Annotated in this window: 19 protein-coding genes; 9 read left to right on the forward strand and 10 right to left on the reverse strand. The window is 60.4% G+C overall.

All coding sequences use genetic code 11. The annotated features are described in order from the left end of the window. Positions 1-24: 24 nt before the first annotated feature. From CVS30_RS00265 to CVS30_RS00285, 5 genes are all read right to left on the reverse strand, one after another. Positions 25-1,302: a hypothetical protein gene (locus CVS30_RS00265; protein WP_110483337.1), complete on the reverse strand. Its 1,278-nt coding sequence runs from the start codon at positions 1,300-1,302 to the stop codon at positions 25-27. Further along, a complete protein-coding gene (locus tag CVS30_RS00270) occupies positions 1,299-2,495 on the reverse strand; it encodes a hypothetical protein (RefSeq protein WP_110483338.1) in 1,197 nt (398 codons plus the stop codon). Before CVS30_RS00270 ends, CVS30_RS00265 begins: the two co-directional genes overlap by 4 nt. Continuing rightward, entirely contained in the window at positions 2,492-3,310 is an 819-nt protein-coding gene (locus CVS30_RS00275; protein WP_110483339.1) for a heme ABC transporter ATP-binding protein, read from the reverse strand. Before CVS30_RS00275 ends, CVS30_RS00270 begins: the two co-directional genes overlap by 4 nt. After that, positions 3,307-4,287 (reverse strand): FecCD family ABC transporter permease, encoded by a 981-nt coding sequence (locus CVS30_RS00280; RefSeq protein WP_245934356.1) that lies wholly within the window; start codon positions 4,285-4,287, stop codon positions 3,307-3,309. Before CVS30_RS00280 ends, CVS30_RS00275 begins: the two co-directional genes overlap by 4 nt. Positions 4,288-4,439: 152 nt before the next feature. Then, positions 4,440-5,540 (reverse strand): heme/hemin ABC transporter substrate-binding protein, encoded by a 1,101-nt coding sequence (locus tag CVS30_RS00285; protein ID WP_245934357.1) that lies wholly within the window; start codon positions 5,538-5,540, stop codon positions 4,440-4,442. 254 nt (positions 5,541-5,794) lie between these two features. Here CVS30_RS00285 and CVS30_RS00290 point away from each other — a divergent pair, with 254 nt between their 5' ends. Further along, entirely contained in the window at positions 5,795-6,802 is a 1,008-nt protein-coding gene (locus CVS30_RS00290) for an adenosine deaminase (protein ID WP_110483341.1), read from the forward strand. A 33-nt stretch (positions 6,803-6,835) separates the two neighbouring features. Here CVS30_RS00290 and CVS30_RS00295 read toward each other — a convergent pair whose 3' ends face one another. Then, positions 6,836-7,546, reverse strand: a complete 711-nt coding sequence (locus CVS30_RS00295; RefSeq protein ID WP_110483342.1) for a LysE family translocator — start codon at positions 7,544-7,546, stop codon at positions 6,836-6,838. Positions 7,547-7,652: 106 nt separating this feature from the next. Between CVS30_RS00295 and CVS30_RS00300 the strand changes: the two genes are divergently transcribed. The 5 genes from CVS30_RS00300 (at position 7,653) to fdhA (ending at position 12,580) form a co-directional block, all read left to right on the forward strand. Beyond that, on the forward strand, positions 7,653-8,108 hold the full coding sequence (locus CVS30_RS00300; protein WP_110483343.1) for an Lrp/AsnC family transcriptional regulator: 456 nt from the start codon (positions 7,653-7,655) through the stop codon (positions 8,106-8,108). A gap of 92 nt (positions 8,109-8,200) precedes the next feature. Then, the gene (locus CVS30_RS00305; RefSeq protein WP_110483344.1) at positions 8,201-8,998 is read left to right on the forward strand and encodes a (Fe-S)-binding protein; all 798 of its coding nucleotides are present in this window, start codon (positions 8,201-8,203) and stop codon (positions 8,996-8,998) included. Continuing rightward, complete coding sequence (locus tag CVS30_RS00310) at positions 8,995-10,521, forward strand: LutB/LldF family L-lactate oxidation iron-sulfur protein (RefSeq protein ID WP_110483345.1); 1,527 nt, start codon at positions 8,995-8,997, stop codon at positions 10,519-10,521. The genes CVS30_RS00305 and CVS30_RS00310 overlap by 4 nt, the downstream gene beginning before the upstream one ends. Next, positions 10,518-11,153: a LutC/YkgG family protein gene (locus CVS30_RS00315; RefSeq protein ID WP_110483346.1), complete on the forward strand. Its 636-nt coding sequence runs from the start codon at positions 10,518-10,520 to the stop codon at positions 11,151-11,153. Before CVS30_RS00310 ends, CVS30_RS00315 begins: the two co-directional genes overlap by 4 nt. Positions 11,154-11,368: 215 nt before the next feature. Then, positions 11,369-12,580 carry a formaldehyde dehydrogenase, glutathione-independent gene (gene fdhA / locus CVS30_RS00320; protein WP_110483347.1) on the forward strand — a complete coding sequence of 404 codons (1,212 nt, stop codon included), beginning with the start codon at positions 11,369-11,371 and terminating at the stop codon, positions 12,578-12,580. 61 nt (positions 12,581-12,641) lie between these two features. Here fdhA and CVS30_RS00325 read toward each other — a convergent pair whose 3' ends face one another. The 4 genes from CVS30_RS00325 to CVS30_RS00340 all read right to left on the reverse strand — a co-directional run bounded on the left by CVS30_RS00325 (position 12,642) and on the right by CVS30_RS00340 (position 17,120). Beyond that, positions 12,642-14,216 carry a stealth family protein gene (locus CVS30_RS00325; RefSeq protein ID WP_110483348.1) on the reverse strand — a complete coding sequence of 525 codons (1,575 nt, stop codon included), beginning with the start codon at positions 14,214-14,216 and terminating at the stop codon, positions 12,642-12,644. Between the two features lie 46 nt (positions 14,217-14,262). Beyond that, on the reverse strand, positions 14,263-15,645 hold the full coding sequence (locus tag CVS30_RS00330; RefSeq protein WP_110483349.1) for an FAD-binding oxidoreductase: 1,383 nt from the start codon (positions 15,643-15,645) through the stop codon (positions 14,263-14,265). Positions 15,646-15,772: 127 nt separating this feature from the next. Further along, positions 15,773-16,195: a hypothetical protein gene (locus CVS30_RS00335; RefSeq protein ID WP_110483350.1), complete on the reverse strand. Its 423-nt coding sequence runs from the start codon at positions 16,193-16,195 to the stop codon at positions 15,773-15,775. A 232-nt stretch (positions 16,196-16,427) separates the two neighbouring features. Beyond that, positions 16,428-17,120, reverse strand: a complete 693-nt coding sequence (locus CVS30_RS00340; RefSeq protein ID WP_245934358.1) for a TetR/AcrR family transcriptional regulator — start codon at positions 17,118-17,120, stop codon at positions 16,428-16,430. Between the two features lie 145 nt (positions 17,121-17,265). Here CVS30_RS00340 and CVS30_RS00345 point away from each other — a divergent pair, with 145 nt between their 5' ends. The 3 genes from CVS30_RS00345 to CVS30_RS00355 are packed head-to-tail and all read left to right on the forward strand — an operon-like array spanning position 17,266 to position 21,106. Continuing rightward, positions 17,266-18,651, forward strand: coding sequence for a flavin monoamine oxidase family protein (locus CVS30_RS00345; RefSeq protein ID WP_110483351.1), 1,386 nt, complete (start codon positions 17,266-17,268; stop codon positions 18,649-18,651). A gap of 47 nt (positions 18,652-18,698) precedes the next feature. Next, positions 18,699-19,580, forward strand: a complete 882-nt coding sequence (locus CVS30_RS00350; protein ID WP_110483352.1) for a universal stress protein — start codon at positions 18,699-18,701, stop codon at positions 19,578-19,580. Next, positions 19,577-21,106, forward strand: coding sequence for an APC family permease (locus CVS30_RS00355; protein WP_110483353.1), 1,530 nt, complete (start codon positions 19,577-19,579; stop codon positions 21,104-21,106). Before CVS30_RS00350 ends, CVS30_RS00355 begins: the two co-directional genes overlap by 4 nt. Positions 21,107-21,174: the final 68 nt, after the last annotated feature.

The raw sequence follows: 21,174 nt of genomic DNA on the forward strand, positions 1-21,174 counted from the left end.
TAGGTTAAATAAAACTTGCGTATTTTAGTTTCGTGTGGATTTTTCTAGGAACGGCAATTGCAACCAGCGGCGTTTGAAGCCAACCCAAGTGAACGCCGAGAGCCCCAATAGTGCCGCCGATGACCACAGCAAAGCATCTCGATGATTCTTTGCGATGTCGACAACTTGCGGGATAAAGGAGCCACCCAACCAGTTCATGGTCTGGGCCACCGGAGTTGCGGCTGTGCGGACGATACCGGCCACTGGAGCGGTGCCAGTTACCGTTCCTGATGCTTGCTGCGGCGCAGCTGTTGCAGGAACCGCCGGCAGGCTTCCCCCTGATGTTGCTGTTGGCGGTGAGGTTGGCGTGACGATTGCAGGAATTGGTATTGTCACAGGGATATCTGCGGAGTAACTGATGTAAAGCGTGGAAGCCACTTTGGCGGCATCTCGCAGGCCACCAGAGGAATACCAGTAGGCGCCCTGACCAGTTGACGTCTGGAAATCGAGGAAGTCCTGGGGGAAAGCTCCCCAATTGGCATTACCGCCATCTCGATTTTGGATGGGTTCGACGCCTGCTGCAAGGACTTTTCGGTAAGCAGGATCGGTGACGATGCCTTTATCCCCAAGGGCCACATTTGGCAGGGTTGCCAACGTGACCATGCGTTTCGGCAGGGAAGACCAGGATGTGGTGTCTGAACGATCTGCGGCATAGCCACTGACTTCGGCCCGCAACGTTCCCTTGCCGTTTTCAACGGACAGGATTGGATCGATCACCGACCAGTAGGTCATGCCTCCGTACATGGCCACCGTGAAGGAACCTCGCCACTGAATGCTGGCGCTTCCCTCGCCGGCGTTGATGGTTCCGGTGCCACCATCGATGACGGCTTGGGCGCCGGTTCCTGTCTCCTTTGCGGTTGTTCCAACAGCTTTCCCGTTGGCCGCCAAACACTTTCCGTTCCAAGAGTCGATGACCCATTTGCCTGCGGAATCAGGTTTTTCGATCCGAGTATTGGCTTGTGATGCCGCGTAGAGCCCATCCTCTAAAGTCCAGATACGGGATGAGCCGGTATCTCCGGCAGTTCCAGCAGACAAGAAATGGCATCCGCCAAAGTAGGCCCCGGACGTCACTTCTTGGTTGAGTCCCCACCGAAGCTGCGCATCAGTTACCGAGATCGCTGTTGCGCCAGGAATAACCACATCGACGGAGATGCCCGGGTTATCGCTCGTCTCCGTTGCGGCCTGTGCCGGGAAGGAAAGTGCCATTGGGGCGGTGATCAGGACGGCGATTAGACTCAGAGATGCCCACAAATGCCGCGTCATACAAGTTCCTCCACGGGTTGCTCAAGTGGAGAAAGTTGATCACTCGTTCGTGTTCTCCGAGCTGATTTTCGTCGTTCTAGTGCCGTCACGAGGGAACTGATGGCGACGATGAGGAGTAGGGCGGCTGCAACAATGACAGCGACCAGGGCCCACCAGATGCCGGGAGCTTCTTGCTCGGCTGCAACGGTTAGGCCGGCTTGATTGGCCATGACGCTAAACTCGGCGGTGGCTGTGGCCTTTGAGCCCGCGCCCAAGAGGGTGAGCCTATGCGTTCCAGCTGCCATATCCGCTGGAATTTGAACGGCGCCAGCGACTTCGCCGAAGCTTCCGGCAACAAGAGGTCCCGCGGCGGTCACGCCGCCCGCAAGGGTGGCTGCCAGCTGCTCTCCAGGGGCGAAACCTTGCCCCGTGAAACTGAGAACATTCCCGGCAAGTACCGTTTTCTGAGTAATGCCCAGCGATGCTTTACCGTCGGTAGTAGCCTTCGGGACCGTGCCCGACGTCGTACTGGAAGCCCCAGCGCCCGCAACAGGCCCCGCTGGATTTTCAGCGAGGCTATCTCCTGATGCCACGGGTAGTTGCGCGATCTGCCCGGCCGCCGAAGCGAAACTTATGGGTGCGAAGCTTTCGTTATTTGAGTTGATAACACCGTGGGCACCAAAGGTGAAGATGCCGCATTGCACCTCGCGGCAGTCAAAGGTTTCACTGCCACCACTGGCTGATTCGGCGCTAAAGATCGGTCCGGGAATGACCATGGAAAGGCTGAAGGAACCATCGGCTGTGAGTGTGCCACCGTTGGCCGATTCGGCGGTGCTGGAGCCAGGGAACGCGACGAAGCGTTGGTACCCGCTGTTGTCTTTTGACTGGGAGTCGGCGACGTAGAAGAAATCAGAACCAGATTTTCCACCTTGGCTCGGCGCCCAGGAGCTTGTATTGGGGGCATAACCGAAAACTACGTAAATGCCGCCAAATGCTTTGGGTATGGATTGCAAGCCAGACCCTGAAACGGTAATGGTTGTGGCGGCATCGGCGGCGGCCGCTCCGTTACCCAGAGAGGAGGCAATTGAAATATTGCCGGCCGCAGCGGCCGGGCTGGCTGGTATGCCGAGCAGTAGCGGTGTTGCGGCAAGAGCGAGAGTAATCGCGGCCGCCCGAATTCCTCGTCGGCCGTGCATCTTTTGTGGCGCCGTCATACGAGTTCCTCCTCGAGTGCTTGATAAGTGTGAAGGTGAGGGCGAAGCGGCATCACGACTAAACCACCCGAATCTGGTAGGTCAATGACGGCAACCGGGTGTCGGTACACCTCGCTGAGAATCTGGGGTTGCAAGACTTCTCTCGGGGTGCCGCTGGCATGAATACTTCCTGCATTGAGCAACACAATGCGATCGGCATAGGCTGCGGCCAAAGAGAGATCATGAAGGACGACGACGACCGCGGCGCCTGCTCCTGTCCTCTCCCGTGCCCGGCTGAGGACTAACTCCTGATATCGGATGTCCATGGCTGCCGTAGGTTCATCAAGGAAGATCAGTGGCGTCTCTTGAGCTAGTACTCGGGCGAAAGCAACGCGTGATTTTTCCCCTCCGGACAGCGTGGGAAAACTACGATCCGCCAGGGCTGTGGTTTCGGCGCTGACTTTAGCAAGTTCGACGACGGAGTCATCGTGGTCCACAAATTCCGTTCCGGTCCACGGTGAACGGCCCATCCGAACAACATCGTCAGCGCTGAAGGAGAAGGACACCTTGGAATCTTGCATCTGAACTGATCTCAGGCGTGCAAGATCTTTTACCTTCCACTGCTCTAGGGTGAGCCCATTGATGGAAATGGTGCCAGAATCGAGTTTCACATCCCCGCTGAGCGCGGCGAGGAACGTCGATTTACCCGCACCGTTGGGACCAACAAGGGCGACGACTTCGCCAGCGAAAAGATCAAAGTCAATATCGTCGAGAACGTTCTGCCCAGACAAGCTCAAACGAGCACCGCGACTTTGCAAGAGTGGTTTTGCTGTCATGACCAGCCGCCGTCATGCTTTCGCGTGCGGCGAATGAGCCAGAAGAAGAAGGGGCCTCCAACTAACGCTGTCAGCATGCCGATGGGTAGATCTGCATTGGGAACCAATGTCCGTGCCGAAGTGTCTGCAGCGAGAAGTAGGAGCGCACCGCCGAGAGCGCTCGCTGGCAAGAGCGCCTTGTGGCCCGGACCCATGGCCATTCGCAAGATGTGCGGAACGACCAATCCGACAAAGCCGATGATGCCAGCGAATGCAACCGCTACACCGGTCAAGATAGCCACGATGATGATGACTTGAATGCGCAGACGTTCAACGTCGACGCCTAGGTGCCGTGCCGGGCGTTCACCTAGCGCGAGTAAATCCAGCTTGTGCGTGAGGAAGAAGGCCAGTGCGATTCCGATGATTGTGACGGGTCCGGCGACGAAAACGTTGTCCCACCGGGTGCCGTTGAGCGATCCAAGTTGCCAGAAGATAATTTCTTCACGGGAAGAGTTATCGCCGAGAAATGTCATGAGGGCAATGACCGCACCGCCCACGGCATTGATGGCCACGCCCGTCAACACCAGCGTGACTACTTCGGTGCGCCCACCCGATCGGGCGGTGGCATAAACCAGGGCTGTGGCCACGAGCCCGCCAAGGAAAGCGGCGAATGCCACGGTCCACGTACCGAAGAAGTTCAACCCAAACACGATCACGACGCAGGCGAAGGCTGCAGCTCCCGAGGAAACACCCACAACGCCTGGCTCCGCCAAGGGATTACCGAATACTCCCTGCATCAACACGCCGGAGCAGGCGAGAGCTGCCCCCACAACAATGGCCATGACGACTCGCGGAAAACGGACCGCCCATAACGCCGACTCGGCGTAAGGATGCTCCGGCAGCGCGCCCCACGGTAATCCAAACCGGTGCAGGACACTGGCCAAAACCTCAGAGGGGCTCAACTGCATTTGGCCAATGCCCGCAGAAGCTAGTGCCATAACAATGACAGCAAGACCAAGGGCGGCAATAAGCAGTCCTGAGGTGGTCCGACGTCGTGCGGGGCCTGTAGACCTGGTCGAGGGAGCCTCAGGAACCGCATTTTCGGACCGCGCCGTAGTGTTAAGAGATAGCGGGAGCAGCTTTGCTGGCGTCATTTGGCTGCCGCTGCGGGGGCGTATATGGCCACGGAAAGTGCCTCGAGAACGGCGGCAGAGTTGGGGCCAAAACTGAGCACGTCGGAGTCCGACATATCAACGATGCGACGTTTTGTTCCGGCCGCGGTGAGGGCCAAGGCTGGAACAGAATCCAGGATTCCATCGATGCCTCCGGCGGATTCCAGCCCACTGCTCATCATGATGATGAGATCTGGTTTAGCTTCGATCAGGGCCTCGTCGGTCATGGGCCGCATGCCTCTCCAGCCGATCTCCGTGGCAATGTCGACCCCGCCAAGTGACGTGATGAGTGAATCTGCTCCGGATCCCTCGCCGAACAGATAATAGACACCGGCCTGGCCGCGGGCGTAGAGGAAGAGCATGCGTAAGCGATCATTGCCGGAGGGGGCAATGTCTTTGATCTGGGCACTAATAGTTGAAACTTCGCTGGCGGTGCGCTCGGCAAGTTTTGTTCCTTGCTCGGTGACGCCCAGCGCCGTAGCGATTTGAGTGATCATCTCGCCGGCGTTTTCCAGACTGCGGTGAGAATCAACAACGAAAACGGGGATCCCGGCGTCTCGCATCTGTAAAACGACGTCCCACGGGCCCAGCGAGGAATCGGTGATGATGACGGTCGGTGCGAGCTGCAGGATTGCTTCGGCGTTGAGTTGGTGGCCGTCATGAGTCACGAGGGGGAGGTCCTTGATTTCAGCAAAATCAGAGGAGGTATCCCGGCCGACAACGTTCTTACCGAGTCCAAGATCGAACACGATGCGTGAAGACGTGCCATAGAGGTCGATCGGCAAGATGCGAGAAACATCGGTAATCGAGACGTTGCTGCCCTGAGCATCGGTCACCTGGACGGGAAGTGCCGGTTCGGGCTCTTGCGCCACGGGATTCAAGACCGCGGTGGTGAGCCGAGCGGTGGAAGGACCTTCGTAGTCCTTGGGGTTGTCAACGAGCTGCGCCGCGCTCAATGCGACACCAGCTGAATCGGTGTGCGATGGCGTCATCGCAGAGCAGCCGCTGAGAAACAAGGCGCATGTCATCAGCAAGGTCAGGGATGCCGTGGCCAGACGGCGGAAGGGAGGGGTGGGCACTGCGTGGTCCTTTTGCGGTTCAAAGTTGGGGCATCGCGAGGTGGCGCAGTTCTGACCTCATAGAGGCGAAACGTTGCGCAATGGTAATGCTAACCTAACTTTCTAAAATAAGGTTACGCAAATGTGTCTAAATTACTTTTGCGGATTTTGGATCTCCACAGTTAGCTCCTACCGCGGAGCGAAATTGTGGATCCGAAACTGCTCGCGAAGTTCTACAAAGCCTGACCATCAGGGGAACGGTCTAGAATTGCTGGATGAAAAACTCCCTCATGCACTTGCCAAAAGCTGAGCTGCACCTCCATATCGAAGGCACGCTCGAACCAGAGCTGATCCTAGAATTGGCCGCCCGGAACGGGATAACCCTGCCGTTCCCCAGCCTGGAGGCTTTACGGGAGCAATATGAATTCAGTGATCTACAGTCTTTCCTAAACCTTTACTACGCCAATATGGCCGTCTTGATCACCGAGGCGGACTTTGCCGATATGACCCGCGCGTATCTGCGGCGGGCCAAGGAATGCGGGGTGCGTCATGCAGAGATCATGTTTGATCCGCAGGCGCACCTCGCCCGGGGCATCGCACTGGAGACAGTGGTTGACGGCATCCACTCTGCTTTGTCGTCCAGCGAGGCCGAATTTGGCATCAGTACCGGATTGATAGCCGCCTTCCTGCGGGACGAAACAGAGGATTCGGCACTTGCCGTCCTCGAAGAACTACTGGCTATTGACGCGCCCATAATCGGCATTGGTTTGGATTCCGCTGAGGTGGGCAATCCGCCGTCGAAGTTCATCCGCTTGTTCCAGCGGGCCAGGGACGCCGGATTGCGGTTGGTTGCGCACGCGGGTGAAGAAGGCCCCGCGAGTTATGTTGTAGACGCCCTAGATCTGCTCGGCGTAGAACGGATCGACCATGGCATCAGGTCTGTCGAGGACCCGGCTCTCGTGGCGCGACTAGTCGCGGAACAAATTCCACTGACGGTGTGCCCGCTATCGAATGTGCGCTTGCGTGCCGTGGACACTCTTGCGGAGCACCCGCTGCCGCACATGTTGGCGGCAGGCATGAACGTCTCCGTGAACTCGGATGATCCGGCCTACTTTGGCGGCTACGCTGGCACGAACTTTGAGCAGCTGGAAGACGTGTTTGGTTGGGGAGCCGCGGCTGCCCTGACCCTGGCCGGCAACTCCGTGCGTTCATCGTTCGCGAGCCAGGAGCGCAAGAATGAATTGCTGGCCGACATCGAGCAGTGGGGCGCCGCACAGGATTAACGCGGCGCCCGCGTGAGGTCTGGTTGTTCTCGTCTAGACGAGAGCAACCAGCGCTCCGGCGGCCTCGGTGACGGGGCCGATCTGCTCTACCAAAAGCACGGCGCCCAGTGCGCACATGATGATCCCGCTGGACAGTGTCACCACACGTGCGGCGCTGGGGCGGGAGCGCAGCAACTTCCGCGAGCCCGCAGCCACGAGGGTGTAGATGACAGCCGTGGAAACCACGAACGACATTCCCAAGATGGCCGATTGCAGCGGAACAGAGAATGCCGCATCGGCTCTGATGAACTGCGGGGTGAGTGCGACAAAAAGCAACAGACCCTTGGGGTTAATGCTGCTGGTTCCAAAGCCCTGCAGGAAAGACCCCCATGCGGATCCGGAGTCCTCCGACGCGGCAGGCGCTGCGCCACCCGTTGCCTCGACGGGCAGCTCACCATGGGCGCCGACCGTGACGAATCCGGCTCCACGCCACGACTTCGTGGTCATGAAGCCCAGCCACAATAGATAGAGGGCTCCGGTCACCGTCAACCACAGCAATAGACTCGGAATGGCTGCCATGAGGGCGGCGATCCCTGCCGCCAGCAAAATCGTGTGAAGGACATAGCCGCTGCACAATCCAGCCACGGCGGGAACGAAGCTGCGTTTCCCCAAGCCCGCGGCGATGGCGAAGGCCCAGTCGGGCCCGGGAGTGCATGTCAAGGTAATGGCGACGATGAGGAAGCCGGTGAGTGCCTGCGGTTCCATGATGCTCCTGCCGGATTGGGGTGGCTACGGCAAGCTTAGGGAAACAAATACAAGAAGTGCTTACCTTTTTCGCTTCTCAGATCCGTAAATGAGATAAAATAATTGCGTGATTGATGCTATCGATAAAGAAATTTTGCGCACACTTCAAAATGACGGACGAATGAGCGCCACAGCCCTGGCCGCAGAGGTGGGGCTGACCGTGGCGCCGTGCCATCGTCGGCTCAAAGATCTTGAGGCATCGGGGGTGATCAGCGGCTATCGTGCCGTGGTTGACCCTAGTTCCGTGGGGCTGGGATTTGAGGCCTTGGTTTTTGTTTCTCTCGCCCAGGTGGACCGCACCACGATTGATAAATTCGAGGCCGAGGTCTCCGAAAATCGACGCATCACCTCGGCTCAGCGGCTCTTTGGGGACCCCGACTACATTCTGAAGGTCGTGACGAAGGACCTCGACGAGTACCAAAAGTTCTATGACACCGAACTCACAAGCCTTCCCGGGGTGTTGCGTTTGCGGTCGACCCTGGTCATGAAAAATCTCAAACCAAGCGCCGGTTTGCCGCTCTAGAGGGGCTCCTTAACGTCATAAAGGGAGCGAATTGACGCAAGTTAGGGTGTGGTCAGTCCACAGGGTCGGTGATTTGCCCTACAGTGGTGAGCATGAAAATTGCGCTCTTCGCCACCTGCATCGTTGACGCCATGTATCCGCGCACCGCACAGGCCACCGTGGCCATTTTGGAGCGGCTCGGACACAAGGTGGTGTTCCCCTCCGGCCAAGCCTGCTGCGGCCAGATGCATGTGAATTCGGGATACTTCAAGGAAGCTCATTCCGTAGTCGCCAACCACGTGGCCGCCTTTGATACGGATGACTACGACGTCGCCGTGGCGCCCTCGGGGTCCTGTGTCGCGAGCGTGAAACACCAGCACGAGCTCGTGGCCCGCCGCTGTGGTGACGCGGCGCTGGAAGCCCGGGCCGCCGTCGTGGGTGCAAAAACCTATGAACTCTCACAGTTGCTGACGGACGTCCTGGGCGTGACTAGTGCTGCCGAACAGCTGGGCTCATACTTCCCCCACAAGGTCACCTATCACCCCAGCTGCCACGGCATGCGTTTGTTGCGGTTGGAAGATAAACAATTGAATTTGCTCAAGAGTGTTGGCGCGATCGAGATGGTCGAATTGCCCGAAGCAGACCAGTGCTGCGGTTTCGGTGGCACGTTCTCCATGAAGAACGCGGATGTCTCCAGCGCTATGAATGCCGACAAGGCGGCCAATATTTGCGGCACGGGCGCAGAGCTGTGTTCGGGAGGTGATGCGAGCTGCCTCATGCATATTGGTGGCGGACTCTCGCGACAGGGCAGCGACGTGGGAACCTTGCATTTCGCTGAAATCCTGGCCAGCACCTTGGAAAATCCCGTTTCGGTCAGCGGCGCGGTCACCTTGGCAGGGAGCAAGCGATGAGCAACACTTTTCTTGGCATGCCGGCGCTACCCGTCTACGGGCACGGCAATCTCAATGCCACCGAACCTTTCCCCAAGGCCGCGCACCGCGAACTAGGAAATGACCAGCTGCGGGCCAACCTGGGTCATGCAACCCACACCATCCGCGACAAGCGCCTGCGTGTTGTCTCTGAACTCCCTGATTGGGAAGAGATGCGCAATGCGGGAAGCGCCATCAAGAACGCCACGATGGCCAATCTGCCCGTCCTGCTCGAACAGTTCGAGGCGAATTTCACCGCCCGTGGCGGCATTATTCACTGGGCGCGCGATGCACAGGAAGCCAATGAAATTGTCACCGCTCTCATTCGGGAAACCGGCGAGAGCGAAGTAGTCAAGGTTAAATCCATGGCCACGCAGGAAATTGGCTTGAATGAATACCTTGAGGAACAAGGTATTGCAGCCTTTGAGACTGACCTTGCCGAGCTCATTGTGCAGCTCGACCACGACAAACCCAGCCACATCCTGGTGCCGGCGATCCACAAGAACCGCAGTCAGGTACGGGAGATCTTCCTGCGAGAAATGCCCGTCGTGGATCCCAACCTCACCGATGATCCGGCCCGCCTGGCCGAGGCTGCCCGGACGCACTTGCGCAAGAAGTTCCTCTCCGCCAAGGTTGCTGTTTCGGGCGCCAACTTTGGCCTGGCCGACACCGGAACCCTCACGGTGGTGGAATCCGAGGGCAACGGCCGCATGTGCCTGACCCTCCCGGAAACCCTCATCACCGTCATGGGAATCGAGAAGCTCCTGCCCAGCTGGACCGATCTCGAGGTGTTCATGCAATTGTTGCCGCGTTCCTCAACCGGTGAGCGGATGAATCCCTACACCTCGTTGTGGACCGGCGTCACGCCCGGCGACGGCCCGCAAAATGTCCACTTGGTCATGCTGGACAACGGCCGTACCGCGGCCTTGGCCGATGAAATGGGCCGTACCGCCCTGAACTGCATCCGCTGCTCAGCCTGTATGAATGTGTGCCCGGTCTATGAGCGCACGGGCGGCCACGCCTATGGCTCCACCTACCCCGGTCCGATCGGAGCCATTCTCTCACCGCTCATGACAGGTATTAAGAGCGAGGAAAACAATTCCCTGCCCTACGCCTCGTCCCTGTGCGGCGCCTGCTTTGACGCCTGCCCTGTCAAGATCAACATCCCCGAAATTCTGGTGCACCTGCGTGGTGTCGACGTTGATTCAAAACGTTCGGCCCGCAAGATCCCCACCCAGATGGACGTCATCATGAAGGCCGCCGAGTGGGCTTTTTCCAGCGGATCGCACCTGAATATCCTAGAAAAGGGGCTGCCTCTGGGAAAACTGGTCGCGGGCCGAGACAAGGTCATCAAAAAGCTCCCCGGCATGGGGGCTGGCTGGACCCAAAGCAGGGATATCCCTGCGCCTCCCACGCAATCGTTCCGCCAGTGGTGGGACAAAGAACATCAGCCTGAGTCCGGCGTCGACCATCAGAGCACAACACCCGAGGGGGCGCAGGCATGAGCGCCCGCGAAGACATCATGAACCGGATCAAAGCGGCCCTACACGATGCTCCGCAGGCGCCAGTCATCCCGCGCGACTACCGCCGGAGTTCGGCCATGACCGCAGCTCAGCGGCTCGAGCAGCTCGTGGATCGCCTGATCGATTACAAGGCCAATGTGTTTGTTGTGGACGCGGCCGACGCGCCCGTGAAGCTGGCCGAATTGCTGGCGGGCACGGGGTCAATCGTCGTTCCGCATGGGCTGCCGGAGGAGTGGCTTTCCGCCCTGAAGCACGACGGCGGGACGTTGGTTGTGCATGTCGACTCACCTCAGCGGCGCCTCACCACCGCGGACTTGGATTCCGTCGAGGCTGTTGTGACGGCTGCTGCGACGGCGGTGTCCGAGACGGGAACCATCATGCTCGACGGCAGCGACGATCAAGGCCGGCGGATCATTTCCCTGGTGCCGGATCGGCATATCTGCCTGCTGCGCGCCGAGGACATCGTGGAGGTGTTGCCCGAGGCCATCGCGCGTCTGGAAGCCACCCGTCCACAGACCTGGATCAGCGGGCCGAGCGCCACGAGTGACATTGAACTGGAGCGCGTTGAGGGCGTCCATGGCCCGCGCACCCTGGATGTCATCATCCTGAGGTAACCGTTTTCCTTCGGTGCCCGGACGTCATTTTGTTGCAGCACTTACATATTCCTGGTTCCACCCCTAGACTGGCTGGAACCCCGTCAATCACCGAGAATTTCCAACTCCAAGCATGCCGCTTGGCGTATACTTTCGCGGGCTGACCGGGTCGATTTCTCGTTGCACTAGAAGGCTCCATCAGGATCCTTCTGAACTAACTAGGAAGGAATATCTCCATGTCAGGAAACAAAGCCGTTGCCTACAAAGGACCCGGAGTCGTCGAGGTTATTGACGTCGACTACCCCACATTTGAACTCAAGGACGGGCCGGGCGTCAACCCAGCCAATGTGGGGCGCAAAGTGCCCCACGGCGTCATCCTACGCACAGTTGCCACGAACATCTGCGGCTCCGATCAGCACATGGTGCGAGGACGCACCACAGCACCAACGGACCTCGTATTGGGCCACGAAATCACCGGTGAAGTCGTGGAGGTCGGATCCGACGTTGAGTTCATCAAGGTCGGCGACATCTGCTCCGTGCCCTTCAATATCTCCTGCGGCCGGTGCCGAAACTGCAAGGAACGTAAGACCGGCATCTGCCTCAACGTGAACCCCGATCGGCCAGGCAGCGCCTATGGCTATGTGGATATGGGTGGCTGGGTAGGCGGCCAGGCGGAATATGTTCTGGTTCCCTACGCAGACTGGAACCTGCTGAAGTTCCCGGACCGGGATCAGGCTCTGGAGAAAATGCTGGATCTGACCATGCTCTCGGACATCTTCCCGACGGGCTTCCACGGTGCCGTGACCGCCGGCGTCACGGTCGGTTCCACGGTGTACATCGCAGGCGCTGGCCCGGTCGGACTGGCGGCGGCGACGAGCGCTCATTTGCTGGGTGCCGCCGTCGTAATTGTCGGGGACATGAACGCTGACAGGCTGGCACAGGCCCGCACCTTCGGCTGCGAAACGATTGATCTCTCACAGGGTGATCCGGGGAGCCAGATCGAGCAGTTGTTGGGCATCCCCGAGGTTGACTGTGCCGTTGACGCCGTCGGATTTGAGGCCAAGGGTCACGGGCACGGGGCAGGCGAGGCGCCCGCGACGGTGCTGAACTCGCTCATGGACATCACGGCGGCCGGTGGCGCCATGGGCATTCCTGGCCTCTATGTCACGGGCGATCCCGGCGGTATCGACGCGGCGGCCCAAAAGGGTGCCCTGAGCCTCAGCCTGGGAACCGGTTGGGCCAAGTCCCTGTCCTTCACCACGGGGCAGTGCCCGGTCATGAAGTACAACCGCGGCTTGATGATGGCGATCCTGCATGACAAGGTTTCCATTGCCAAAAACGTCAACGCCAAGGCGATCTCGCTTCTGGATGCGCCGCGCGGCTATGCCGAATTCGATGCCGGGGCGGCCACGAAATACGTGCTGAACCCCAACGGCTATCTGAACTAGCCTCGCCTGTGATGCAGTAGCTGCCCAATTCACGTCGAATGGGCAGCTACTGCATCGCGAGCTAGCGCTCCCAGGGGGCCTTGAAGGGAAAATACTTCTCGAGAAAATCCGTGACGCGGTTACGGCGCAGCGCGGGATCGGCGTCGCCGTAGCTACCATCGTTCAGGCACAGGAAATCGGCGGTGCGCTGGGCCAAGATGCGCTCGAGCTGGGCCAATCCAGCGGTGTTGGCGGTGTCGACATAAACACCTTTTCCGTCCTTGTGCATCACGGCGCGGCCGGTCAGCAGCGCGTAGTAATGGTAGAGCGAATTCGTCACGGAGATGTTGTCTGCGGCCCGGAAGGTGCTGGCGGCCGTTGAGGCAAACTCTGGCGCAAACTCTTGCTCAAGTTCGGCCAGCACTGAGCGGCGCAAGGGTGCGGCGCTGTGCTCCAGATGATGGGTGGTAAACGCGCCGAAACGATCCCACAGCAGCCGACGGTTGACCCGGGCGGAGTTTTCAAAGCCACTGCGTGTGGTTTCACTTTCACCCAATCCAATGCGGTTGGGAGAGAGCATGAACCGCGAGATCCCACCGGGGGTAAAGAACAAATCCGGGGAGACCGGACGGCCGAAGAACATATCGTCATTCGAGTACAGGAAGTGTTCACTGAGCCCGTCGATATGGTGCAATTGCGATTCCACCGCCATGGAATTATGCGTAGGGAGCGCAGTGGTATCTGCGAAGTGTTCCTGGCTACGAACCAGGGTCACCTGCGGGTGCTCCGCCAGCCACTGCGGTGCGGGGGAGTCCGTGGCAATAAAGATCCGCCTGATCCACGGCGCAAAGAGGTGCACGGAACGCAACGCGTATTTAAGCTCATCGACGTGCCGGAACCGTGACTCGTGCTCGTCGCCCTCGCCAAGGACAGCGTCAGCCTCCAAGGCCCGTCGCGATGCTTGATACTCGGCTCCGCTGCCATCCACCCACGAAAAGACCAGATCGATGTCAAAGCGAATATCAAATACATGGTCAATGAACATGTTCTCGATCGTGGGCCAGTGCTGACCATAAAGTTCCACGGAACTGTGGCTCGCGTCGGCCCGGTCAATGCTGCGGCGTGTGAGTGAATTTTCCAGCGGCAAATCGATCTGCGTCGCGGAAAACGTCCACAATTCGATTTGAACACCCCACGCTGCGCCAAAGAAGAGGCCGCCGTGCGGCTCAAGGCGAGGGCGGAACAGCCTCATGATGCGGGTCGTGGCCGAGGATGCCAGAAGGCCCTCAGCGAGTAAGACAGTTGATTTCTTCGTATCGACGCTGCGGGCATAAAAGGGTTCGTTGCCGAACTCTGCCGTCAAAGCGCGTTGCAATCTCTCGCGGAGGGAGTCATCGATGGCTAAGACGGGGCGCAAGTCGTTGCCGCGCACCAGAAGGTATTCGATGCCGTGCGTGTCGAGTGCCCTGCGTATAGCCAGCAGATCGGCGACCATAGCATCGTGTGGCGTCAACGGGGCGGCTTCCTCGCCGCTCGTGGGGGAATCCTGGGTCATGATGAGGGCTAGCCGGCCGCGATACATCAGGACATCGTCCCGCCGCAGAATTTCTGCGATGCGAGGTGTCTGGGCGGAGTCTTCGCTGGTCTTGCGTGACATGGAGGCTCCTAGAGGGCGATGTATGGCAGGTTGGTCCGCCCCGAGCTTACCGCGCCGGAACTTGACCCACTCGGAAGACGTTCCCGGGATCAAAGTGCTGTGCGAGGAACCCAAGACGGGCGAAGATGTCTGCCGTATAACTTGCTGCAAAGCCCTTCTGGCCGCTGCCGGCAGAGAAGTTTGGCAGCGTTCCGCCATATGCCCACGGCGACATGCGTTCAATGATGAGTTCGGAATGGCCCTTGATCCGGGCAATATCAGGAGGCGCTCCCACACCTACGGTGTACAGCCCAAATGGGGCAGCTCGGTGGCACAGGGCACTCGGTTCCGCGGGCTCTTGCGCCAAGGCGCCACCAAATTGGCGAATCTCCACGAGAAGTTGGGCGGAATTCGCGTCCGGACCGGCCGTCTCGAGGAGAGTGTGCGCCGTCGTATTGGTGAAATCCGTCAAGAGGGCTGATCCCTCAACCGCGGGCAGGGGATCTTCCGGATCGGAATGGACCATGCCGATCATGGATGAGGGCATGAGTGCGACCGTATCCATAAGGGGAGCGGCAGCCGAGCGGATCGGCGTGAGCCAAGTGGCGCCGTCGTCCTCGTTTCCGGTGTAAACGTAACGGACGGCGATGGTGAACTTTCCCGCGAGAGGTTCCGGGACCCCTGGCATGGGCGGTAGTTGCATGAGTGCGATGGAGGTGGTGGCGGCCGGTGGCAGGGAGGGACACCATTGAGCCCAGGCGTGCATGATTCTCGGGACGTCGGCGGTGTCGAAGAATAGCGTCCCGGCGTAGATTGTGGGCAATGCGAGCAGCTCGAATTCCAGGGCCGTGATGATGCCGAGCGAGCCTTTCCCGCCGCGCAAGCCCCAGAACAGCTCGGGCTCGGTGGCGGCTGTGACGTGGTGGAGCTCGCCATCGCCCGTGACGACGTCGAGGGAACGCACCCGGTCGGACGCGGCCCCGAAGGTTCTTGCCATGGGGCCGATGCCACCGCCGCTGGTATACCCGGCGACGCTGACGCCCGGCGCGGAGCCGCTCAATCCGGTCAGACCCAATGCTGCGCAGCGACGCAATACCGTAGCCCAGATGGTTCCGGCGCCGGTGCGGGCCGTGCCGCCGCGCTCGGATTGGCTGATCAGGCACTCGTCGAGCGCACCCGTATGGATCAGGAGTGCGCCGTCGAGGTTGCTGGCGATGCCGTGCCCCGTAGCCTGAACCGCGACCGCCAAGTCGTGAGCGGCAGCGAATTTAACCGCTGCCGCAACGTCCTTTGCGGTTGCGACGGCAACCACAGCGGCCGGACTCGTGGGAACCGCCAAGTTCCACGGGGTGGCGAGCCGAGTGTACGTCGCGTCGCCGGGTTCGTGAAGAGTTCCGGACAGGATTCGGCGAAGCGAGGAAAAATCTAAGCCAGTGCTGGCAGTGTCCATGGCGACCTCTCGCGATGATGGCCGTGCACAGTGCTTAGACCCCCAGACGGCCTGCGTTAAAGCCTGCCATTCTCGAGGCTATCTGGCTATGGGTAGCGCCTCTCAAAGTTCGTGAGCGGCCCCTCGATTAGCTGCTCCGCACGGCACCTTTGCGGTGGAAGAGGAGGGCAACGGCGATTCCCGCCAGCCAGAAGTCCTTTGCAAGGGGAGTTCCCGCAGCCGTTGGGCGAATCCCATCGGCCTCGGTCATGCCCGGTGACTTGAGGTAGGTGGCGAGCAGGCCGCCGGAGAAGGCGCCCAAGGCCAGGCCTGCCAGACGGCTGGGAATGAAGGGTGCGAGCACGAGCGCGCCGATGCCGATCTCGGAATAGCTCAGGTACTTACCAAACTGCTCCGGCGCCAGCTTGCTGACCTGGGGGATCGCGCGTTGGGCCATTTCCTGCAGTCCGGCTGCATGTTCGGCGGGAAGATTGAGCTTGCTAATCCCAGAGTTGAGCACGAACGCCCCGGAAACGAGGCGAAGTGCTGCGTTGCTGATGCTGAATCCCATGGTGAGCTCCTGTGCTTCGAGACGGTGGTGAACTTTCAGCCTATGGTCACGAGCTGTGTGTGGCTAGAGTGTGGCCATTCATGTCGCGGGGCGTTCTCGCTATAACTGGGCACTTTCGCTATAGGTAGGCAATCTCGCGATAGGCCGACGTATAGCGAGAACACCCAGCTGTGGCGAGAATTCCCAGCTATAGCGGTGCTGAGCGCGTCACGAAGAAACAGGCCGGAAGTGGTTACTTCCGCGGCCCCGCGGTTGCCGCTAGCCCGGCGATCATGGCCTGCAGGCCCAGCGTAAACGCGGCATCGGCGTCATTGCGGGGAATCGCTGCGGCGGCGTCTGGGTTACCGCGATGCGCTACGGCGGCGCTGAAGTCGGGCGCCTCCGAGGCGAGGGATCCGACGTCGAAAATGTCCTCCGGGGCATTCACGTCGTAGGCGGAACCGTAAATGAATGACTCCAGCGCCACGACAGCGTCGATGATCGATTCACGGGCCCATCCAGCGGCGAGAAATCCTTGCGTCACGGCTTCGTACATCGTGACCGTGGCCGGGGCGTTGGTCACCGGCAAGAGCGCAATGACGGGGATCAAGGGCAGGTGGGCGGCGAAAACATCCCGGTAGGAACGTGCCCATTTCGCTACCGCGGCGTCCCACGGTTCCGTCGCAAAGGCGCAGACTTCCACGCGCCCCATGAGGTGATCCTCCACGAGCAGCAGCACGTCCTGCTTGGAACTGACGTGGTTGTACAGCGCCGACGGTGCCACATTGAGTGACTTGGCCAAGGCTGCCATGGTCAAGCCCTTGTAGCCGTGGTGGCTGACCAGCTTGAGCGCCGCCTTGGTGATCCGTGCGGAACTGAGCAGTGCCTGCGGTGGGCGACCTGCCCGACGTCGTGTTGGGACGTGGTGAACTGCAAACTCGGTCAAGGCCGGATTCCCCCTCCTGGCGCAAGGGCACAAGAATTTTCGCTCACCCCTTTACGGCAGGAGGTGATGTCAGTTACAGTCTAATCTAAATGAACGACATTCATTTAGTGAGGCGAGTCACCGAACGCTTCGCGGAGAGGGAAGTATGTCATCCGTAGGAAACCCCGTCACGATCGAGCGCGACGTCGTCATCATTGGCGCCGGCCCATCCGGGCTCACGGCCGCCCACGAATTGCAGAAGGCCGGCCTGAGCGTGGCCGTTCTCGAGGCGCGCGACCGCGTCGGTGGCCGCACCTGGTCCAACACGATCGACGGCGCGTGGCTGGAAATCGGTGGCCAGTGGGTCTCCCCGGACCAGACGGCTCTCATTGGATTGCTGGACGAGCTGGGACTGGACACCTACTCGCGCTACCGCGACGGCGACAGTGTCTACATCGCGCCCGACGGCACCCGCACCCGCTACACCGGCGAAATGTTCCCCGTCAGCGCCGCCACCGAGGCCGAGATGAACCGGCTCATCGCTCGCCTCGACGCACTCGCCGCCGCCATGGACCCGGCCACGCCCTGGGAGCACCCGCAGGCCCGCGAACTCGACATCATCTCCTTCCACCACTGGTTGCGCGCCGAGTCGAGCAATGAGGAGGCCTGCAATAACATCGGCCTGTTCATCGCCGGCGGCATGCTAACCAAGCCCGCCCATGCCTTCTCCGCGCTGCAGGCGATATTCATGGCATCCTCCGCCGGATCCTTCAGCAACCTCGTGGACGACAACTTCATCCTCGACAAGCGCGTCATCGGCGGCATGCAGGGCGTTTCCCTCGCGATCGCCAAGAAGTTGGGCGAGGACGTCATCCTCAACTCCCCGGTCCGCACCGTCCGCTGGGAAATGCACGACGGCGACTACCTCGCCACGGTGACTTCCGACGGCGCCACCGTCACCGCCAAGCGTGTGGTCATGGCCGTCCCGCCGAACCTCTACAGCCGGGTCTCCTTTGATCCGCCGCTGCCGCGCCGCCAGCACCAGATGCACCAGCACCAGTCCCTGGGTCTGGTCATCAAGGTCCACGCCGTCTACGAGACCCCGTTCTGGCGCGAGGACGGACTCTCGGGCACCGGATTCAGCGCCTCGTCGCTGGTTCAAGAGGTGTACGACAACACCAACCACGAGGACCCGCGCGGCACTCTGGTGGGTTTTGTCTCCGATGAAAAGGCCGACTACGCCTTCACGCTTTCCCCGGAACAGCGCAAAAAAGAAATCACCGCCTCACTGGCCGAGTTCCTCGGTGACAGCGCGGCCGAACCGGTGGTGTATTACGAATCTGACTGGGGCTCGGAGGAGTGGACGCGCGGCGCCTACGCAGCCAGTTACGACCTGGGCGGACTGCACAGGTACGGACCGGATCAGCTGACACCCATCGGGCCCATTCACTGGTCCTGCTCCGATCTGGCCGCCGAGGGCTACCAGCATGTTGACGGCGCGGTCCGGATGGGCCAATTCACCGCCGCCAATCTCATCGCGGAACTTCGCTAAGCAGCCTGACCCAACACCCTGACAACTTCGTCCTGAGGAGGACCCCGATGCGGTATGTAGTTGGATATGCGGCCAACGCCCGTGGTGGCGATGCCATCAACCTGGCTGTGGCTTTGGCTCGTCGCCAGGGGGCCACCCTTGACCTGGTCATGGTGATGCCGGAGGACTCTCCGTATAACGGCGTGTATCCTCCGGTTTCCGGAATTGGCGACATCCTCGCCGAGCAAATTTCCACCTGGATCGATGAGGGCCTGGCCCTGATCCCGGAGGATGTCCCCGCGCAGGCGCACCTTCGCCGGGGAGAGTCCGAGGCGGAGGCGTTGATCGCCGCGGCCGAGGAGTTGGGGGCTGGGCTGCTGGTGATTGGGGCCAGCAGCACAGGACTATTCAAGCGGTTCTCGATCGGGTCGGTGGCCAGTTCCCTGTTGCACGCCTCCACGGTTCCCGTGGTTTTGGCGCCGGCCGGATACAGCCGCACCGAGCCGATCACCAGGCTCACCTGCGCCCTGGGCACCCGCCCCGGCGCCGAGGATGTGCTGCAGACGGGGCTGGCCATGGCGAAACAGCGGTGCCTGCCGCTGCGCCTGGTCTCCCTCGTGGCTCTCGGCCCAGGGGAGTCCACCGCCACGGTCGATCAGGCGCACGCCCATTTGCGCAGCGTTGCAGAAGCCAGCCACAACCTCGACCCGGACGATCTCGACAGACCCGAGATCGACGTCGTGGTTGGCCAGGGACGCACCATCGAGGACGCCGTCGACGGGCTGAATTGGAAGAAGGGCGAAATTCTCTTGATCGGATCTAGCCGCCTGGCCCACAACAAATCCATCTTCCTCGGGAGTACGGCCAACCGTATCCTGCGCGCCTTGCCCGTGCCCATGATCGTGGTGCCGCGGAACTTTGAATTCTCGATCCCAGAGGCAAGCTCATGAGCACTCCTAAAAGCGCAGTTGTCGCGGCCGATCGCGGCTTGAGTGAGAAGGGCCTGAAAGCCGGCTCGGTCGGCTTGATCGGCGCCGTGGTGATTGGTATTTCCTGCATTGCCCCGGCCTACACCTTGACCGCAGCCCTGGGGCCGACCGTCTCCGAGGTGGGTGTGCACCTGCCGGCCATCTTCATCGTCGGCTTCATCCCCATGTTGCTGGTCGCCTTGGGGTATCGGGAACTGAATAATGCCATGCCCGACGCCGGAACCTCCTTCACGTGGGCATCGCGCGCCTTTGGTCCGTGGCTGGGGTGGATGGGTGGGTGGGGGCTGATCGCCGCCACCATCATCGTGCTCTCGAATCTGGCGGCCGTGGCCGTTGACTTCTTTTATTTGATGTTGGCGCAGCTTTTCTCCAACCCGTCTCTGGCCGACCTGACCACGGTGCTGCCCCTGAACATCGCCACAACCCTGGTGTTCATCGCGGGCGCCTGTTGGATCTCCTATCGCGGCATGGAAACCACAAAGACGTTCCAGTATGTCCTCGTGGCCTTCCAGTTGTTGGTGCTGGGCTGGTTTGCCATCGCGGCCTTCGCCCACGTTGCCAATGGCACGGCCTTTGACGCCACTGCAATTCAGGCCGATTGGTTCAACCCCTTCGCCGTGGAGTCGTTTTCACAATTTGCGGCCGGTGTTTCGCTCTCGATCTTCATCTTCTGGGGTTGGGATGTCACCTTGACCATGAATGAGGAAACGAAAAACCCGGAGAAGACCCCGGGGCGTGCGGCGACCGTCACCGTCATTGTCATCATGGTGATTTATATGACAGTGTCCTTGGCCACGCTTGCCTTCGCGGGCATCGGAACAGAGGGTTTGGGTGCCGGAAACCCGGAAAACCAGGGCAGCATCTTCGCCGTCTTGGCCGGCCCGGTCATGGGTCCGTTCGCGATACTCATGTCCCTGGCCATCCTGAGCTCCTCGGCCGCGTCCCTGCAGTCGACCTTTGTTTCACCGGCCAGAACCTTGTTGTCGATGGGACACTACAAGGCCTTGCCGAAGAGTTTTGGCAAGATCAGCCCCACGTACAAGTCGCCCAGCTACGCGACGATCGCGGCGGCTATTGCGGCGGCAGCGTTCTACGTCATCACGCGCACCTTGTCGGAGAACGCCCTGTGGGACACCATCACGGCCCTGGGCATGATGATTTGTTTCTACTACGGCATCACGGCGCTGGCCTGTGTTTGGTACTTCCGGGCGGAAGCCTTCCGCGGAGCCCGCAGCTTCTTCTTCAAGTTCCTCGCGCCGCTGCTGGGCGGAGTGATCTTGCTGGTGATGTTCTTCAAGACCGCTTACGACTCCATGGATCCGAGTTACGGATCCGGCTCCAACATTGGCGGCGTGGGCCTGGTCTTTATCCTGGGTGCCGGCGTGATTTTGCTTGGAGCAGCCCTGATGTTGCTGATGAATTGGCGCCATCCGGAGTTCTTCAAGGGCCAGGTGCTCAGCCGAGCCAGCCAGATCTACAACCCGTAATTCTGCGCCCCGCCAGGCAAAAGGACGGTGTTCGCGCAAAGAGCCGGTGGTAGACCCCCGGCTCTTTG

The sequence above is a fragment of the Arthrobacter psychrolactophilus genome, assembly GCF_003219795.1.
GTDB lineage: Bacteria > Actinomycetota > Actinomycetes > Actinomycetales > Micrococcaceae > Specibacter > Specibacter psychrolactophilus.

Excerpts from the sequence above, each read along its gene's own strand:
- CVS30_RS00280 (WP_245934356.1), bottom strand. The coding sequence starts at position 4,287 with ATGGCACTAGCTTCTGCGGGCATTGGCCAAATGCAGTTGAGCCCCTCT.
- CVS30_RS00330 (WP_110483349.1), bottom strand. The coding sequence starts at position 15,645 with ATGGACACTGCCAGCACTGGCTTAGATTTTTCCTCGCTTCGCCGAATC.
- CVS30_RS00275 (WP_110483339.1), bottom strand. The coding sequence starts at position 3,310 with ATGACAGCAAAACCACTCTTGCAAAGTCGCGGTGCTCGTTTGAGCTTG.
- CVS30_RS00310 (WP_110483345.1), top strand. The coding sequence starts at position 8,995 with ATGAGCAACACTTTTCTTGGCATGCCGGCGCTACCCGTCTACGGGCAC.
- CVS30_RS00305 (WP_110483344.1), top strand. The coding sequence starts at position 8,201 with ATGAAAATTGCGCTCTTCGCCACCTGCATCGTTGACGCCATGTATCCG.
- fdhA (WP_110483347.1), top strand. The coding sequence starts at position 11,369 with ATGTCAGGAAACAAAGCCGTTGCCTACAAAGGACCCGGAGTCGTCGAG.
- CVS30_RS00325 (WP_110483348.1), bottom strand. The coding sequence starts at position 14,216 with ATGTCACGCAAGACCAGCGAAGACTCCGCCCAGACACCTCGCATCGCA.
- CVS30_RS00295 (WP_110483342.1), bottom strand. The coding sequence starts at position 7,546 with ATGGAACCGCAGGCACTCACCGGCTTCCTCATCGTCGCCATTACCTTG.
- CVS30_RS00270 (WP_110483338.1), bottom strand. The coding sequence starts at position 2,495 with ATGACGGCGCCACAAAAGATGCACGGCCGACGAGGAATTCGGGCGGCC.
- CVS30_RS00335 (WP_110483350.1), bottom strand. The coding sequence starts at position 16,195 with ATGGGATTCAGCATCAGCAACGCAGCACTTCGCCTCGTTTCCGGGGCG.
- CVS30_RS00290 (WP_110483341.1), top strand. The coding sequence starts at position 5,795 with ATGAAAAACTCCCTCATGCACTTGCCAAAAGCTGAGCTGCACCTCCAT.
- CVS30_RS00355 (WP_110483353.1), top strand. The coding sequence starts at position 19,577 with ATGAGCACTCCTAAAAGCGCAGTTGTCGCGGCCGATCGCGGCTTGAGT.
- CVS30_RS00315 (WP_110483346.1), top strand. The coding sequence starts at position 10,518 with ATGAGCGCCCGCGAAGACATCATGAACCGGATCAAAGCGGCCCTACAC.
- CVS30_RS00265 (WP_110483337.1), bottom strand. The coding sequence starts at position 1,302 with ATGACGCGGCATTTGTGGGCATCTCTGAGTCTAATCGCCGTCCTGATC.
- CVS30_RS00345 (WP_110483351.1), top strand. The coding sequence starts at position 17,266 with ATGTCATCCGTAGGAAACCCCGTCACGATCGAGCGCGACGTCGTCATC.
- CVS30_RS00350 (WP_110483352.1), top strand. The coding sequence starts at position 18,699 with ATGCGGTATGTAGTTGGATATGCGGCCAACGCCCGTGGTGGCGATGCC.